Genomic DNA, 17,375 nt, shown 5'->3' with positions numbered 1-17,375 from the left:
GCCGCAACATCACCGGTCGACACGCGCCAGAAACACCCGCGTCACCCGCCGCTCTTCGACCTTGAGGACGGTCATGCGCCAGCCCTGCCACTCATGGCTGTCACCGATCATCGGCAGGCGATCCAACAAGCTCACCACCAACCCGGCCAGGGTTTGATAGTCGTCGGTCGGTTGCGCCGCAAATCCGGTGCGTTGCCGCACCCGCGCCAGGTTCAAGGCGCCACTGACCACAAACCCGCCGTTGTCCTCGAACACATCCGGACCTTCGATCTCACTCGCATCGGGCAACTCGCCGGCGATCGATTCCAGAATGTCGGTCATGGTCAGTACACCGACGAAATCCCCGAATTCGTTGACCACAAAAGCGATGTGGGTCGATGCCTTGCGCATCTGTTCCAGGGCATTGAGGATCGAATAGCTGTCGAGCAAATTGATGGTCTGGCGCGCCAGGTGCGCAAGATCAGGCTCGCTGCCGGCCAGGTATTCCTTCAGCAATTCCTTTTTGTGCACGAAGCCCAACGGCTCATCCACTGCACCGTCACGAATCAACGGCAGACGCGAGTAGGACGAGTGCATCAACTTCGTACGAATGGCCTCGGCATCTTCGTCCAGGTCGATGTGATCGACGTCGGCGCGCACGGTCATCAGGGTACGGATCGGCCGTTCAGCCAGTTGCAACACGCCGCTGATCATCACCCGCTCGCGACGGTCGAACAGTTCTTCAGTCGGTGCTTCGCCGTTGTCCAACAGGTCGGCAATGTCTTCACCGACCTCCTCCACGGCCAGTTTGCGACCGCCCAGCAAACGCATCACCGCGTGAGCCGTGCGTTCACGCATCGGTCGCAGGCCCTGCATCGAACGCTTGCGGCGAGCCCGAGCAATCTGGTTGAACACCTCGATCAGGATCGAGAAACCGATGGCCGCGTACAGGTAGCCCTTGGGAATATGGAAGCCCAGCCCCTCGGCGGTCAGCGCAAAACCGATCATCATCAGGAAGCCCAGACACAGCATGATTACCGTCGGGTGCGCGTTGACGAAACGGGTCAGCGGCTTGCTCGCGACGATCATCAGGCCGATGGAAATGATCACCGCGATCATCATCACCGCCAGTTCATCGACCATGCCCACTGCGGTAATCACCGCGTCGAGGGAGAACACGGCATCGAGCACCACGATTTGCGCCACGATCGGCCAGAACAAGGCGTAGGCCGTGTTGGACGAGCGCTGGCCGACATGCCCTTCGAGGCGTTCGTGCAGCTCCATGGTGGCCTTGAACAACAGGAACACACCGCCAAACAGCATGATCAGGTCACGCCCGGAGAAGCTCTTGTCGAACACCTCGAACAGCGGTTGGGTGAGGGTCACCAGCCAGGAAATGCTGTCGAGCAGACCCAGACGCATCAACAACGCCAGGGACAGACCAATGATTCGCGCACGGTCGCGCTGCTCAGGCGGCAATTTGTCGGCGAGGATCGCGATAAACACCAGGTTGTCGATGCCCAGCACCAGCTCCAGCACAATCAGCGTCAACAAGCCCAGCCATGCGGTGGGGTCAGCTATCCATTCCATATAAACGTCTCGATCTCGTCAGTGAATTCAGATTGCCGGGCACGGCAAGGCGCGGCGCAGAGGCCGTGAAACTGCAAGGACAAGGGCGTTTGGGTGCCGGAATAACGGGGGCTTGGCGTGCGTCAAGAACGCGCGTTGGCGCGAAGGGAAAGGGTAACCGGGGGGCTCCGTGAGGGTGTTCATGCAAGTCCTGAATGGAAAAAAGGACTTGGATCGTACAGTTGATCGGGATAATTCCTACAGCCGAAAATCATTTCAAAATCTGTAGAGGCTCTTTTGGAGCGACCCCGCTTTTCTTATCCAATCGATATACCGGAGAACCGCCGGTGATTTCTCAAACCGCCGATGGATCAACGCCAGCCACGACGATGCACTGCAATCCTTGATTGGCCGATACACCACGTTTGGCAAGCTGACATGGCCGACCACCGACTCCGGTACCACCGCCACCCCCTGCCCCAGGGACACCAGCGCGATCACCGCCACCAGCCCACCCGGCTGCGCCCCCAGCTTCGGCACAAAATCGCCCTGAGCGGCCACCTGCAAGGTGCCAACGACTTGTTCGGGGAGGATAAAGTTTTCATTCTGCAAGTGCGCCGAATTGATGACCGTCAGGCGGTTGAGCCACGAATCCGCCGGCAACGCCAGCACAAGACCTTCGTCGCTCAGGCGTACGCCTTCGATGCCATCGGGCAAGGACAGTGGACAGCGGATGTAGCCCAGGTCGAAGCGCCCCTCGAGAATCATGTTCGGCAAGCTGGCCATGGGGCTTTCACGCACATTGAGGCTGACATCCGGGTATTGGCCGGCAAAACCCTGCACCTGCTTTTGCAGCAGCCCCGAATACACCGCCGAAGCAACATAACCGAGTTCGATGTGCCCGATGTCGCCACGGCCGGCACGCTGGGCATTGCGCTGGGCCGACTCAAATTGCCGCACCGTGGCTTCGGCCTCGATCACCAGCGCCGCGCCCGCTTCGGTCAGGCTGACGTCCCGTGCCTGGCGCAAAAACAGACGCGCCCCCAGTTCGGCTTCCATGTCCTGGATTTGCCGGGTCAAGGTCGGCGGCGCGATCCCCAATTGCTCGGCGGCGCGGGTGAAGTTGCGGTGCCGGGCGACCGCGAGGAAATAGCGGAAGTGACGGATGTCCATCGGTGCATTAGCTCAAAGGTAATGAAGTGACGAGGTACGCCTAACAAAGGTTCCGTATACCGGCGATAAGCTGCACGAAACCTCACAGTAGAGAACCCATGCCATGTCCGTCAAACCCAGGGCCAGCAAGCAACTGACCTTACTTACCGCGTCGGCCGTGTGTTCGCTGATCGTGCTCGACACCAACATCGTCGCCGTTACCTTGCCCAGCATCGCCCGGGATCTGGGGGCCAATTTCGCAGACATCGAATGGGTGGTCAGCGCCTACATGCTGGCCTTCGCCGCCTTGCTGCTACCCGCTGGCAGCCTGGCCGACCGCTTTGGCCGGCAGAAAACCCTGATCTGGGGCCTGGGCATTTTCATTCTCGCGTCCCTCGGTTGCGGCGCGGCGCCAAACGCGTTGTTTCTCGACATCGCCCGGGCCATCAAAGGCGTCGGCGCCGCGTTGTTGCTGACCTCGGCACTCGCTTCGATCGGCCACACCTTCCACGATGAAGTGGAACGGGCCAAAGCCTGGGCGTTCTGGGGGGGCTGCATGGGCGTGGCCATGACTGCGGCGCCGACCCTGGGCGGGTTGATTACCGAATACGTTGGTTGGCGCTGGATTTTCTACCTCAACCTGCCCGTCGGCCTGTTCCTGATGTACATGGTCTGGCGTGCAGTGCCGGAATCCCGTGACGCTCAGGCTGCGCGCCTCGACCCATGGGGCAGCCTCGCCTTCAGCGCGAGCTTGCTGTGCCTGATCTGGGGCCTGATCGAAGCCAGCCGGATCGGCTGGAACAACCCCCTCACCTACACCCGCCTGTTGGGCGGTGCGCTGTTAATGGGCTTGTTTGTGCTGATCGAGCGCCTGCAACAGCGGCCGATGATCGACCTGCGACTGTTCAGGCATCCACGCTTCATCGGCGCCCTGCTCGGCATGTTCGCCTACGCCGCGTGCGCCCAAGTGATGATGACCCTGCTGCCGTTTTACCTGCAGAACGGCCTGGGTTTCAGCGCCATCTTCGCCGGGCTCGGCATGTTGCCGTTTGCCGTGCCCATGTTGATCTTCCCGCGCCTCGGTGCGCGCCTGGCCGGACGTGTGACCCCGGCGAACATGATGGCCATCGGCCTGACGCTGGTGGGCAGCGGCAACCTGCTCAGCGCCTGGGCGGTCAACAGCGGCGGCTACCTGCCCTTCGCCCTGGCGATCGCCGTGACCGGTGCCGGCGCCGGATTGCTCAATGGCGATACGCAGAAAAACATCATGGCCTGCGTGCCGCGCGAGCGCACCGGCATGGCCTCGGGCATGAGCACCACCATGCGTTTCAGTGCGGTGATGCTGGCCATCGGCGTGTATGGTGCGCTGCTCGCCAGCCACGCCGAACAACAGCTGCACTCGGACCTGTCGACCCAGGGTCCGGCGCTGCTCGGCCAGGCCCAAGGGATCGCCTCGCGGGTGGTGGCCGGTGATATGAGTGCAGCACTGAGCCTGGTACCTGAGTCGGCTCGCATGAGGGTCGAACCGCTGGCCCGCCAAGCGTTCGTGGCGGGGTTCAGCCTGCTGCTTTGGGTCGCGGGGCTGGCGGGATTATTGGGAGCGCTGGTGGTGGGCACGCTGATGCGCAATCCGATTCCAGCGCAGCGCTCGAACCTGGTGCTTGAATGACACCCCGCGTGCAGGCCTGTCAGGAAGGGTGAGCCGGCCGAATTCATCTTTGAATGGGCGGTCCGCCGATGAGGGAAGCCTGGGCACCGCACATCTCAGCGCGGAAGCAACCCGTCGATATGCCGGTACTCAGCCTGCAACTGCGCCGCCAGGACCCGGCTGCGCCCGAGGCGAATCGGCCCGCGCTCGATGTCGATCACCAGCCCCGGACAATCGAGCGTGGGCAACGTCGGCCAATCCTTCAAGCGGCCATCGGTCACTACCAGCAACCGTTGCTGCTCCGCCGGGAAGCGCTTGCGCCGCGCGCTCAGCCAGTGCCCCGCTTCACTCAACGCCGCCAGCAACGGCGTGCCACCGCCGGCCCCGAGTCCATCGAGCCAGGCGCGCAAACCGCTGGACGCCTTCAACCCCTGCACCTGCCACGTCGGCTGCGTTCCGCTGGCGGTCAGCAAGGCCAGGCGCGCGCGTTGGCGGTAAGCATCGTCGAACAGCTGTGCCAGCAAACCTTTGGCATCACTCAAGGCCTGGTGGCGACGCGTGGATGCCGACGCATCGACGATCACCAGCCACAGTTCATGGGGCGAGCGGGTGCGCAGGTGGAACAACAGGTCATCGCGCTGACGTGGCCGGCCGTTCAACAACGTACCGGGCCAGTTGATCGAACCGTCGCGCGCGGCATGACGTTTGCCCTGCTTGCCGTGGTCGAGGCGTCCGGCGCGGGGTCTGGCATTCGCCCCCGCGTCAGAGCGAGGGCGAATGCCTAGGGCTTTTTTGGCCAGCTCGGCACTTCACGACGGGCCCCGACCGGCAGCGCCTGAGCAGGCATTTCGCCCCACTGCCCCTGGCCTTCGCCAGCGTTTGGCTGTTGACCGGCGTGGGACTGTTGCTGTGGGGGTGCCGGTGGCGTTTGCTCACGACGGCGATGGCGCAACGCAAATTCGGCGACCGCATCGATATCTTCGACGGTTATGGCACGCGCCCCGCGCCAGGCGGCATGGGCCCGCGCCGCCCGCAACCAGACCAGATCGGCGCGCAATCCGTCGACCCCGGCGGCAAAACAACGCTCGGTAATCTGCGCCAAGGCGCTATCGTCCAGGGCAATGCTGGCCAACGTGCTGCGTGCCTGCTGGCAACGCTCGCGCAACGCCTGCTGCCGGCGTTCCCACTCGGCGCAGAAGCCGTGCGGATCGGTGTCGAAGTCCAGGCGCCGCCGGATGATTTGCCCGCGCTCGGCCGGCGCGGTATGGCCGCCGAGGGCAACGTTCAAGCCAAATCGATCGAGCAGTTGCGGGCGCAGCTCACCCTCCTCCGGGTTCATGGTGCCGATCAGCACGAACTTCGCCGAATGCCGGTGGGAGATGCCGTCGCGCTCGACCAGGTTGGTGCCGCTGGCCGCAACGTCGAGCAGCAGATCGACGAGGTGATCGGGCAGCAGATTCACTTCATCGACGTAGAGCACGCCACCGTCGGCCTTGGCCAGCACCCCCGGGGAAAATTGCGCGCGACCTTCGCTCAATGCAGCGTCGAGATCGAGCGTGCCCACCAGGCGCTCTTCAGTGGCGCCCAAAGGCAAGGTGACGAATTGACCGCTGGCCAGCAGGTCCGCCAGGCCACGGGCCAGGGTCGACTTGGCCATGCCGCGCGGGCCTTCGATCAACACACCGCCGATCTTCGGGTCGATGGCGGTCAGGCACAGCGCGAGTTTCAAATCGTCGGCGCCGACCACGGCGGAGAGCGGGAAATGGGGGGTGTCGGTCATTGTTCAATCTCGGTCATGGTCGGTGATTTCACAAACACCTCGCTCCCACAGGGTCGGCGGTGTTTTAACTGTCTTCTTCTATGTCCAGCAACAGATTCTCCAGCGCCTCGCGATACGCGCCCGGTTCTTTCCACATGCCCCGCTGCTGTGCTTCGAGCATGCGTTCGGTCATATCGCGCAAGGCATGGGGATTGTGCTCGCGAACGAAGTCACGGGTATTGGCGTCGAGCAAATAGGCATCCGCCAGCAGCGCGTATTGGTGATCGTCGATCAACTGGGTGGTGGCATCGAAGGCGAACAGGTTGTCGACAGTCGCGGCCATTTCGAACGCGCCTTTGTAGCCGTGACGTTTGACGCCTTCGATCCACTTCGGATTGGCCGCCCGGGAGCGGATAACCCGGCTCAGCTCTTCCTTGAGCGTGCGGATTCTGGGCAGGTCCGGCTGGCTATGGTCGCCGTGATAACTGGCCGCCGTTGCACCACTGAGGTTTTCCACGGCGGCGAGCATGCCACCCTGGAACTGGTAGTAGTCATTGGAGTCGAGCAGATCGTGCTCGCGGTTGTCCTGGTTTTGCAGCACCGCTTGCACCTGGCTCAGGCGCTGGGCGAACTGCTCGCGGGCGGCGGTGCCTTCGTCGGAGCCGCCGTAGGCGTAGCCGCCCCAGTTCAGATAGACCTCGGCCAGATCCTCGCGGCTCTGCCACAGGCGACCGTCAATGGCACCCTGCACGCCCGCGCCATACGCGCCGGGCTTGGCACCGAAGATGCGCCAACCGGCCTGACGTCTGGCCGCGTCTTCATCCAGTCCCGATTGCAGCAACGCTTCACGTTCGGCGCGAACCTTGGCCGCCAGCGGGTTGAGGTCGTCCGGCTCGTCCAGTGCGGCAACTGCTTGCACGGCGGCGTCGAACAGGCGGATCAGATTGGCAAAGGCATCGCGGAAGAAACCCGAGACGCGCAACGTCACGTCGACCCGCGGGCGGTCGAGCAAACTCAGCGGCAGGATTTCAAAATCGTCGACCCGCTGACTGCCGGTCGCCCACACCGGACGCACGCCCATCAGCGCCATGGCCTGGGCGATGTCGTCGCCGCCGGTGCGCATGGTCGCGGTGCCCCACACCGACAGACCGAGCTGACGCAAGTGATCGCCATGGTCTTGCAGGTGACGCTCAAGGATCAGGTTGGCGGACTGGAAACCGATGCGCCATGCCGTGGTGGTCGGCAGGTTGCGCACGTCCACTGAATAGAAATTGCGCCCGGTCGGCAGCACATCCAGGCGCCCGCGACTCGGTGCGCCGCTGGGGCCGGCCGGGACGAAGCGCCCGCTCAGGGCATCGAGCAGGCCGCGCATTTCGGCGGGGCCACAGGCGTCCAGGCGTGGCGCGACCACTTCGCGCAGGTTGTCGAGGATGGCTTGCACCTCAGTCCAGCCGGCCTCCTGTAGGAGCGAGCCTGCTCGCGATGGTGTGTCAGTTGGCGTCAATGTGGCTGATAAACCATCGCGAGCAGGCTCGCTCCCACAGGGGGCATCCAGCGCCTGCGAGATCAGTTGTGTGGCAAACAGTTCCAGGCGTTCGCGGGTGTCGCCGGTAATGCGCCAGGGTTCATCGCTGATCGACAACAGCGCATGCGGACGCGGCCCGTTCCACGGCTCGGCCAGTGCACAATCGAGCGGATCGAAGCCCAGCTCAAAGGCTTTCGCCAGCGCTCGCAACAAACTCGATTGCGCACCACGCCCATCGCCCCGTGGAATGCGCAGCAGCGCGAGCAAGGTGTCGATGCGCAGGCGCCCGGTCGGTGACTCGCCGAACACGTGCAGGCCATCGCGGATCTGCGACTCTTTCAAATCGCACAGGTAGGTGTCCAGGCGCGGCAACCAGATTGCCGCGTCGGCATCGCTGTCGAGTTGTTCGTCCAGTTGCAGTTCGCGGTCGATGTGCGTGTCGCGCACCAGTTGCAGGATGTCGCGCTGCAACTCGCGGGCACGCCGTGGATCGAGCAGTTGCGCTTCGTAGTACTCATCCGCCAACAGTTCGAGATTGCGCAACGGGCCGTAGGTTTCGGCGCGGGTCAACGGCGGCATCAAGTGATCGATGATCACCGCTTGGGTTCGCCGCTTGGCCTGGGCGCCCTCGCCCGGATCGTTGACGATGAACGGATAGATATTCGGCAACGGCCCGAGCAGCGCGTCCGGCCAGCAATGTTCAGAGAGCCCGACACCCTTGCCCGGCAGCCATTCGAGGTTGCCATGCTTGCCGACGTGGATCACGCCGTGGGCGCCGTAGGTGTTGCGCAGCCAGAAGTAAAACGCCAGATAGCCGTGGGGCGGCACCAGGTCCGGGTCGTGATACACCGCGCTCGGGTCCACCTGATAACCCCGCGCCGGTTGAATGCCGACGAAGGTCAGGCCGAAACGTAACCCGGCAATCATCATCCGTCCGGCGCGGCACATCGGATCGCTCTCGGGTGCACCCCAGCGTTGTAGCACTGCCCGGCGGTTGGCTTCGGGCAGCGCGTTGAACATCTGCAGGTAATCGTCCATGGCCAGGCTTTGCTGACACGGGCGTTGGTCGAGGGTATCGAGATCGTTGCTGACGCCGCCAAGCAGTTGCTGGATCAACGCGGTGCCGCTGTCCGGCAACTGCGCCGGCAATGGAAAACCTTCGGCCTGCAGTGCACGGAGGATATTCAGTGCCGCCGCCGGCGTATCAAGGCCGACGCCATTGCCGATACGCCCATCGCGAGTCGGGTAATTGGCGAGGATCAGCGCGACGCGTTTTTCGGCATTCGGCAGCCGCGCCAGATCAATCCAGCGCCGCGCCAGTTCGGCGACAAAGTCCATGCGTTCCGGTTGCGCGCGGTAGCAGACCACGTCGGACTGACTGCGCTCACTGCGCCAGGCCAGATCCTTGAAGCTGATCGGCCGGCTGATGATCCGCCCGTCCAGTTCCGGCAGGGCGATATGCATCGCCAGATCGCGCGGGCCGAGCCCTTGTTCGCTGGCGCGCCATCCCGGCTCGTTATCCTGGGCGCAAATTGCCTGAATCACCGGGATATTGCGGCGAAACGGACGCAAATGCGGAGCTTCAGGGCTCGATTGGGCGAAGCCTGTGGTGTTGAGAATCACCCCGGCCTCAACCTCATCCAGCCAATCCTCGACCACCGACAGGCAGCCGGGCTCTTTCAAACTGGCCAGGGCGATGGGCAACGGATTCAACCCCGCAGCCTGCAAACGCTGACAGAAGACATCGATGAAAGCGGTGTTCGCCGCCTGCAAGTGCGAGCGGTAGAACAGCACTGCCGCCACGGGTTGATCGGCCCGCCATTCGGCTCGCCAATCACTCAGTTGCGCGGGGCTTTTGTGCGGGTGGTAGATCGCGGTGCGCGGCAAGACTTGCGGCTCGGACCAAGCGTAGTCACGACCCAGCCAGCGATTGGCCAGGCAGCGAAACAGGTCCAGCGCATTGCCCATGCCGCCCTGGCGCAGGAAGTGCCAGAGCCGCTCGCGGTCCTGCGGGGCCACGGTGCTGAGGTCGCTGAGTTCCGGATCAGGACGATCGTCACCCGGCACCAGAATCAGCTGCACCCCACGTTGCGAAAGCTCCACCAGCCGCTCCACGCCATAACGCCAATAGGCGATGCCGCCGTGCAGCGAGATCAGAATGACCTTGGCGTGGCGCAGCACTTCGTCGACGTACAGATCAACCGATGCGTGATTCTGTACCTGCATCGGGTTGGCCAGGCGCACGCTCGGGTAATCGTCGGGCAACTGCTGCGCCGCTTCGGCGAGCAGCGCCAGGCTGGAGTCGCCGCTGCACAGGATCACCAGCTCGGCGGGGGTTTGTCCAAGGTCGGCAATGTTGTCGTCCGACACGAAACCGCCGGGCTGGGTCCTGAGCAGGTGCATGGCTTATACGCTGAGCGCGGCGCGCAATTGGGTTTCGAGCAGCGCGGCGTCCAGCGCCTGGCCGATCAACACCAGACGCGTGGTGCGTTCTTCTTCGCCACCCCACTGGCGGTCGAAGTGCTTGTCGAAACGAGTGCCCACGCCCTGGATCAGCAGGCGCATCGGTTTGTTCGGAATCGCCGCGAAGCCCTTGACCCGCAGGATGCTGTGCTCGATCACCAGTTGCGTCAGCGCGTCCATCAGCAAGCTCTCGTCAGAGACCGGCAGCTCGATGGAGATAGAGTCAAAAGCGTCGTGATCGTGGTCGTCATGCTCGTCATCGTCGTGGTGATGATCGTGATGGCTGTGGCGGCTGTCGATGTGTTCTTCGGAACCGGCACCCAGGCCGATCAGCACGTCCAGTGGCAGGCGACCGCTGCAGGCTTCGATGACCTTCACCGCAGGCGGTAGCTCTTCTGCGACTTCCAGGCGTACGCGGGCCAGGTCTTCCGGGCTGATCAGGTCAGCCTTGTTGAGGATCACCAGGTCGGCACTGGACAACTGATCGGCGAACAGCTCGTGCAGCGGCGATTCGTGGTCCAGGTTCGGATCGAGTTTGCGCTGGGCGTCCACCTGATCCGGGAACGCAGCGAAGGTGCCGGCGGCCACGGCCGGGCTATCGACCACGGTGATCACCGCGTCAACGGTGCAGGCGCTGCGGATTTCCGGCCACTGGAAGGCCTGGACCAGCGGCTTTGGCAGGGCCAGGCCCGAGGTTTCGATGAGGATGTGGTCGAGATCGCCGCGACGGGCGACCAGTTCGCGCATCACCGGGAAGAACTCTTCCTGAACGGTGCAGCACAGGCAGCCGTTGGCCAGTTCGTAGACGCGGCCATTGGCTTCTTCTTCGGTACAGCCGATGGAGCACTGCTTGAGGATTTCACCGTCGATGCCCAGTTCGCCGAACTCGTTGACGATCACCGCGATGCGACGCCCTTGGGCGTTGTCGAGCATGTGCCGCAGCAAGGTGGTTTTGCCCGAGCCGAGGAAGCCGGTAACGATGGTGACGGGGAGTTTGGCCAGTGTTTTCATCGGATGCCCTTTGGCAAGGTGGCGGGCATACGGGACGAGAACCGGCAACGCCTGTGCGCGCCGGAAGCGTTCGCCACCGGATCACCCCGCCCGGTTGTAGTGAGAATCTGTTCGAGGCAGGTCTCCTGGCTGACGGCGTGCCAGTCGCTTGACTGGCGTTGGCTGCGCCTTCCCGCGGGCTCAGGACCTGAGCATGCAGTGGCGTGGCAGCGAACATCACCGTTCACAGTTGCGGGGGCAGCCGCGGCATCGACCGCGTTCCCTTCTTAGCTTCGGCAAACACCGAAGAACCTCGAAAGCGCAAGGCTACGCATCGTATTGGGGCGGGTCAATGTTCATGCTGAGTTCTACAGCGCCTGCAACGCCGTCATCGTGAGCAGGCTCGCTCCCACCGGGGTCGGGTTTTCCGAGAAAAATGCGGTCAAATGCGAGAGCGAGCCTGTTCGCGATTGAAGCAATGCGGTCCCGAGTTGAGAACACTTGCCAATTGACGCCCCACCTCTGCCCATGCTCTCCTACACGCCTTGTTACGGGTGCCCTTCACAGGGTGAAACGGGAAACCGGTGAATCATGTGCTTTACTCTAAAGCCATGTCAGTCCGGTGCTGCCCCCGCAACGGTAAGCGAGCGAAGCGTCAGATCCACTGTGCCAGTGCGGCATGGGAAGGTGATGCTTGCAGGTTCAGGCGATAGCCCGCACCCCTCGTGAGCCCGGAGACCGGCCCGCAACACAAAGTGAACCTAACTATCACTGAATGACAAACCCGCGGTGGGCGGGCGCTGTTCGAACCTCTGCGCGCTCGCTCGTGCAGGGATTTGCATGCGCTCCCATTCCCCGCTGACAGAACTGAGGGATGCGCCATGTCGATCATCAGCAGCACCGGCCACAGTACCACCACCAGCAGCACCACAACCCTGACTCAACGCCTGACCGCCGCCGTGTGTGCGTCGATCCTCGGCGCGTGCCTGGTGTATTTCGCCGGTTTCTCGCACATCGAAGCCGTTCACAACGCCGCTCACGATACCCGTCACAGCGCTGCCTTCCCGTGCCATTGAGACCTGTCGACATGATCAAGCGTATCGCGCAAACCGCTGGATTCACGGGGCTGCTGGCCGCCCTGCTGCTGACCCTGCTGCAAAGCTTCTGGGTCGCTCCGCTGATTTTGCAGGCCGAAACCTACGAAAAATCCGAACCCGCTGCTGTTGAAGTCCACGAACACGCCCCAGGCGTCGCCGCCCACACCCATGATGCCGAAGCCTGGGAGCCGGAAAACGGCTGGCAGCGCGTGTTGTCGACCACCGGCGGCAATCTGGTGGTGGCTGTCGGTTTCGCCCTGATGCTCGCCGGCCTGTACACCTTGCGCGCGCCGACCAAAACCTCTCAGGGATTGCTCTGGGGCCTGGCCGGTTACGCGACCTTCGTGCTCGCGCCGACCCTTGGCCTGCCGCCGGAACTGCCAGGCACCGCCGCTGCCGACCTGGCGCAACGGCAGACCTGGTGGATTGGCACCGCCGCTTCAACCGCAGTCGGCATCGCGCTGATCGCGTTCAGCCGTCACTGGCTGATGAAAGTCCTCGGTGCAGCCATCATTGCCGTCCCTCATGTGATTGGCGCGCCGCAGCCGGACGTGCACTCGATGCTGGCACCGCAAGCACTGGAAACCCAATTCAAAATCGCTTCGCAGCTGACCAATGTCGCGTTCTGGCTGGCCCTGGGCCTGATCAGCGCCTGGCTGTTCCGCCGCAAACGCGATGGCCAATACCACGCATGACCGATACCGGCACAGCGCCGACCCTGGTGGTCGGCCTGGGCTGCCAACGGGGCTGCCCCGTCAGCACGTTACGGGCGTTGCTCGATCAGGCGTTGCAAGCGCACCAGATCGAACTGCATCAGATCAAGGCCCTGGCCAGTATCGATTTGAAGCGAGATGAACCGGCCCTTGTCGAACTGGCCGAGCAACTCGCGCTGCCACTGACGTACTTCAGCAGCGAACAGTTGGCCGGCTATGAGCCACAACTCAGCCATCATTCGCAGATCGCCTTCGAGCGAACCGGCTGCTACGGCATAGCGGAAAGTGCCGCCCTGGCCCTGACCGAACAGCTGACCCATTCGCCGGCCAAGCTGCTGATCAAGCGACAAAAATATGCCCAGGCCACCTTCGCATTGGCCTGCTCGACGTAAAATCCTCGATAATCCGCGCTTTCGATCATGAGCAATCTTCATCTGGTGCCTTGCCCAGCCCTTTTTTCCCACAGGAATCGACGATGACCGTCTACTTCATAGGCGCAGGTCCTGGCGACCCCGAGCTGATCACCGTCAAAGGCCAGCGGCTGATTCGCAGCTGCCCGGTGATCATCTATGCCGGTTCGCTGGTGCCCGCCGCAGTACTGCAAGGGCATTGTGCCGAGCAGGTGGTCAACAGCGCCGAACTGCATCTGGAACAGATTATCGACCTGATCAAGATCGCCGACGCCAAGGGCCAGGACGTGGCTCGCGTGCATTCCGGCGACCCGAGCCTGTATGGCGCCATCGGCGAGCAGATTCGCTACCTGCGCGAACTCGGCATTGCCTTTGAAATCATTCCCGGGGTCACCGCTACGGCCGCCTGCGCAGCGCTTTTGGGTGCGGAACTGACCCTGCCCGATGTCTCACAGAGCGTGATCCTGACCCGATACGCCGACAAAACCGTGATGCCGGCCGGCGAGGAATTGGGCAGCCTGGCGCAGCATGGAGCGACCATGGCGATTCATCTGGGGGTCAATCATCTGGAAAAAATCCTGGCCGAATTGCTGCCGCATTACGGCGCGGACTGTCCGATCGCGGTGGTTCACCGGGCGACCTGGCCGGATCAGGATTGGGTGGTGGGGACGCTGGAAGACATTGCCGGGAAGGTTCAGGCCAAGGGTTTTCGGCGCACGGCATTGATTCTGGTGGGACGGGTGCTGGGCAGTGACCATTTCAGCGAGTCGTCGCTGTATCGCGCAGGGCATGCGCATCTCTATCGCCCTTGAACCCAACCCTACTGAATCCTGTGGCGAGGGGGCTTGTCGGATCGACAAAGGTTATCGAACACCCATAAAAAACGGCGCTCACGGGCGCCGTTTTTTAATTTCGCAGCGAACGCCTTAGTAGTAGGCGTTTTCTTTCTGCGTGTGGTCAGTCACATCACGAACACCCTTGAGCTCGGGGATGCGCTCGAGCAAGGTGCGCTCGATGCCTTCCTTCAGGGTCACGTCTGCCTGGCCGCAGCCCTGGCAACCACCGCCGAACTGGAGAACGGCGATGCCGTCTTCAACCACGTCGATCAGGCTGACCTGACCACCATGGCTGGCGAGCCCAGGGTTGATTTCGGTTTGCAGGTAATAGTTGATACGCTCGTTGATCGGGCTGTCGGCGTTGACCATCGGGACTTTGGCGTTTGGCGCCTTGATGGTCAGCTGGCCGCCCATGCGGTCGGTGGCGTAGTCGACAACCGCGTCGTCCAGAAAAGCTTCGCTGAACGAATCGATGTAAGCGGTGAAGCTTTTAAGCCCCAGCGCCGTGTCTTCGGGTTTTTCTTCGCCCGGCTTGCAGTAGGCAATGCAGGTTTCGGCGTACTGGGTGCCAGGCTGGGTGATAAAGACGCGGATGCCAATGCCCGGGGTGTTCTGCTTGGAGAGCAGATCAGCCAGATAGTCGTGGGCGGCGTCGGTGATGGTTATAGCGGTCATGGAAACTCCTCGCAGGCTTGGGCGCAGTTTACGCCAATCATCGCGCCGGACAAAGTCCCAGTATTTTTGTCAGGAAAGAACAGGAGCAGCCTTACCCGGCCATTCGCCGTCAATCCCGACTTTAAACCACCGATAGCTGCAATTGACCACCCAATCGCGGCTTTCCCACGATCCTGATCCGATGGTCGCTACGCAGACCGGGACATCAGGCACCTTGCAAAAATCGATCAAAGATTCTGGTAGCGATTCATGTCCAGTACGCCCTCTTCAACCGGATCGGTCTCATGGATGTAGCGACTCAAGTCATGGAAGTACTGCCAGAACTGCGGATGGCTGCGCCTTACCCCCCAGCGATCGACAATCCTCTCGAAGCTGCCGGCGTCCTTGGCGTTTTCCATGGCGTCGACAAAGGCCGGGACTTGTTCGGCGGGAATGTTGAACATGAAGTTCGGGTAGCTGCCCATGACCCCCGGATAAATGGTGAGCGTGTCGAGCCCAGGCTCATACCGCAGCGACTCCCCAAGCAGGAACGCCACGTTGCTGTGCGCGCGGTTGCGCAGCAGGCTGTAGATCACGCGCTGGCCGCTCGCGGTCTCGACGCGCAGCATGGTCACTTCAGGTAACTGGTCTATGACCTGGAGGCCGGCCGCCGGGCGCGACGTCAGGCGATTCAGGGCTTGTTCGGCACCCTGCAAGTCCAGATCGATGTTGGGTCGCGAGCAGTACGCTCCGTCGCAGCGATTGATCGGGTCCGGGTTGGCGTTGAGCTCGCCATAGCGCGCCAGCAACTGCTTGACGAAATCGCGTTTGGGGTCCTTCGGATCGAGTTTCAGCGCCGTCGGCGTGTCGTTGTCGATCGATTCATAGTCCATCCACATCTTGAATTTGCCACTGCTCTGGTACCAATCGTTCAGGTAACCGTCGCGGGAGTTGGCCGGCATCAGGCGCAGGAAGTTTTGCTCCGCGCCATTGCGGATCAGGTCGAAATACAAGCGCGTCTGGGCCTGATGCGAGACGTTGCCGAACACGTCGAAGTTCACCGCCAACTGATAGTAAGTGCGCTCCAGCAACGGAAAGTCGAACAGCCAGATGGTTTGCGGTACCTCGCCGATCAGGCCCTTGGTCACCGAGGCGCTGTCGAAATGTCGAAAGATACTCAACAAGGCGTTGTCATTACCTGCCCACAGGCTCGACCAGCTCGGCGGCGGCAGGTCCGCATAGCTGTACCGGCGCAGGGTTTCATACGCGTTGCGCTTGTCGCGGTAGTCATGCCACAGGCTCAGGACACTGCCAACGTCGTCGTTCTGCCCGGGCATCGCCAACAATGGCGTCGCATGGCCGCGGTATATCGGGTCGGTGATGTAGAGGTCATGCTCCGGGGCCTGAAACAGCGCCCAGAAGTTATCGCGAATCACGTCCGTGGCAATCTGGCCCCGGCAGACCGGGCCGCGAATAAAGGTGCGCACGAAATATTCGGCGTTATCGAGCATGAACTGATAACGCGCCTGGGCCGGGATGGCTTCGAAGGTGGTAAACGGATTGGCCCGGCGTTCCGGCCCATAGCCCGGCAGCGCGTTGACCTGCCAGTTGCCGTTGTAGAACAGGGTTTTGATCCGCGCCATCTTCGCCGCGCTCAACGGATAGGTGATGTGGGTCTTGTGCACGATCACGCCCTGCACCGGCCACAGGCGGTAATAGATCTGAGTGCCGGGATCGTCATTGGGCCGGCGGGTGTTGATCAGATCGATCGGCTGGCCGCTCGGCGTGCGCGAACGCACCCACTGGAAGAAATGCCCGGGTTCGCCATCCTTGAAATAGATGTGCGCGAGAAACCAGTGCTCGAACAACCAGCGCGCCACCAGGCTTTGCCGTGCACCCGGTGCGTTCAGCAGGTTCTCCCACTGCACCACCTGCAACGCCTCTTTCGCGCTGGGCACCAGGCCTTGCTCATCGATGGGCGCGCCAGAGGCCAGCCAGCGTTGCAAGGTCTGATATTGCTGATCGGTCAGACCCGTCACCGCCAACGGCATGCCCTCCTTCGGGTGGGAATCGGCATAGGCATCGAACTCCGCCGGCATGGCGCACGTGTTTTCCCGATTCAGACCCAGGACAATCTCTTCGGGCAACTTGGCATTGGGCTGCATGGGCGCCTTATGGCCCAACTCGAGCATCCGCGCCATCAGCGCCGCCTGGCTGCCCTGAGCGTCGAGCACTGAGTTGAAGCCTTTTTGCTGCCAGGCGCGCTTGCCGAAGGCGTCATAAAACAACCGGGTCGGCGCGGCGGCGTGAGTGCGATTACCGTCATAGACCAGGGATTTGTTCGCACCGCGAGCGGCGCCCTCGCCGCTGCCCAGATTGAGTTGGCAGGGGGAGTCGTAGCAGGCGTGGCAGGCCACACATTTTTCAGTGAAGATCGGCTGAATGTCGCGCGTATAAGAAATACCCGTGGCAACAGTGGGACTTTGCGCGACGGCGCCCCAGCTAAACAGCAACAACGCAATGCTGATGACGACGCGATATGACATGTCCCTGGTCCCGATCTTTAAAAAAACGCCGCGA

At 62.5% G+C, this 17,375-nt stretch carries 13 protein-coding genes and 2 riboswitches; of the genes, 5 read left to right on the top strand and 8 right to left on the bottom strand.

Going from position 1 to position 17,375, the window contains the following annotated elements; genetic code table 11:
- Positions 1-9: 9 nt before the first annotated feature.
- Positions 10-1,569 (bottom strand): TerC family protein, encoded by a 1,560-nt coding sequence (locus JQF37_RS01455; protein ID WP_130204055.1) that lies wholly within the window; start codon positions 1,567-1,569, stop codon positions 10-12.
- Between the two features lie 255 nt (positions 1,570-1,824).
- Positions 1,825-2,721, bottom strand: a complete 897-nt coding sequence (locus JQF37_RS01450) for a LysR family transcriptional regulator (protein ID WP_130204056.1) — start codon at positions 2,719-2,721, stop codon at positions 1,825-1,827.
- 103 nt (positions 2,722-2,824) lie between these two features.
- On the opposite strand from JQF37_RS01450, the gene JQF37_RS01445 reads away from it, so the two are divergent.
- Positions 2,825-4,369 (top strand): MFS transporter, encoded by a 1,545-nt coding sequence (locus JQF37_RS01445; RefSeq protein WP_130204057.1) that lies wholly within the window; start codon positions 2,825-2,827, stop codon positions 4,367-4,369.
- A gap of 95 nt (positions 4,370-4,464) precedes the next feature.
- Here the strand turns inward: JQF37_RS01445 and JQF37_RS01440 are convergent, their stop codons facing one another.
- The 4 genes from JQF37_RS01440 to cobW form a co-directional block, all read right to left on the bottom strand.
- Complete coding sequence (locus JQF37_RS01440) at positions 4,465-5,127, bottom strand: VWA domain-containing protein (protein WP_130204058.1); 663 nt, start codon at positions 5,125-5,127, stop codon at positions 4,465-4,467.
- Positions 5,128-5,129: 2 nt separating this feature from the next.
- Positions 5,130-6,128, bottom strand: coding sequence for an AAA family ATPase (locus tag JQF37_RS01435; protein WP_130204059.1), 999 nt, complete (start codon positions 6,126-6,128; stop codon positions 5,130-5,132).
- Between the two features lie 64 nt (positions 6,129-6,192).
- Positions 6,193-10,035, bottom strand: a complete 3,843-nt coding sequence (gene cobN, locus JQF37_RS01430; protein WP_130204060.1) for a cobaltochelatase subunit CobN — start codon at positions 10,033-10,035, stop codon at positions 6,193-6,195.
- Between the two features lie 3 nt (positions 10,036-10,038).
- On the bottom strand, positions 10,039-11,106 hold the full coding sequence (cobW, locus tag JQF37_RS01425) for a cobalamin biosynthesis protein CobW (RefSeq protein ID WP_130204061.1): 1,068 nt from the start codon (positions 11,104-11,106) through the stop codon (positions 10,039-10,041).
- Between the two features lie 97 nt (positions 11,107-11,203).
- Positions 11,204-11,416, bottom strand: a riboswitch (cobalamin riboswitch).
- 204 nt (positions 11,417-11,620) lie between these two features.
- A riboswitch (cobalamin riboswitch) is annotated at positions 11,621-11,847 on the top strand.
- A gap of 119 nt (positions 11,848-11,966) precedes the next feature.
- Between cobW and JQF37_RS01420 the strand changes: the two genes are divergently transcribed.
- The 4 genes from JQF37_RS01420 (at position 11,967) to cobM (ending at position 14,117) form a co-directional block, all read left to right on the top strand.
- Positions 11,967-12,161: a CbtB-domain containing protein gene (locus tag JQF37_RS01420; RefSeq protein WP_047529763.1), complete on the top strand. Its 195-nt coding sequence runs from the start codon at positions 11,967-11,969 to the stop codon at positions 12,159-12,161.
- Positions 12,162-12,172: 11 nt separating this feature from the next.
- Positions 12,173-12,877 carry a CbtA family protein gene (locus JQF37_RS01415; protein WP_130204062.1) on the top strand — a complete coding sequence of 235 codons (705 nt, stop codon included), beginning with the start codon at positions 12,173-12,175 and terminating at the stop codon, positions 12,875-12,877.
- On the top strand, positions 12,874-13,287 hold the full coding sequence (locus JQF37_RS01410; RefSeq protein ID WP_130204063.1) for a cobalamin biosynthesis protein: 414 nt from the start codon (positions 12,874-12,876) through the stop codon (positions 13,285-13,287). The genes JQF37_RS01415 and JQF37_RS01410 overlap by 4 nt, the downstream gene beginning before the upstream one ends.
- A gap of 83 nt (positions 13,288-13,370) precedes the next feature.
- Positions 13,371-14,117, top strand: coding sequence for a precorrin-4 C(11)-methyltransferase (gene cobM / locus JQF37_RS01405; protein ID WP_130204064.1), 747 nt, complete (start codon positions 13,371-13,373; stop codon positions 14,115-14,117).
- A gap of 114 nt (positions 14,118-14,231) precedes the next feature.
- On the opposite strand, the gene nfuA is transcribed toward cobM, so the two are convergent.
- The gene (gene nfuA / locus JQF37_RS01400; protein WP_007959519.1) at positions 14,232-14,816 is read right to left on the bottom strand and encodes a Fe-S biogenesis protein NfuA; all 585 of its coding nucleotides are present in this window, start codon (positions 14,814-14,816) and stop codon (positions 14,232-14,234) included.
- A 227-nt stretch (positions 14,817-15,043) separates the two neighbouring features.
- Entirely contained in the window at positions 15,044-17,341 is a 2,298-nt protein-coding gene (locus JQF37_RS01395; protein WP_130204065.1) for a fatty acid cis/trans isomerase, read from the bottom strand.
- Between the last annotated feature and the right edge of the window lie 34 nt (positions 17,342-17,375).

The organism is Pseudomonas sp. MIL9, assembly GCF_016887925.1.
In the GTDB taxonomy this organism is placed as follows: domain Bacteria; phylum Pseudomonadota; class Gammaproteobacteria; order Pseudomonadales; family Pseudomonadaceae; genus Aquipseudomonas; species Aquipseudomonas mohnii.
This window is presented reverse-complemented; position numbering and strand designations above follow the sequence as displayed.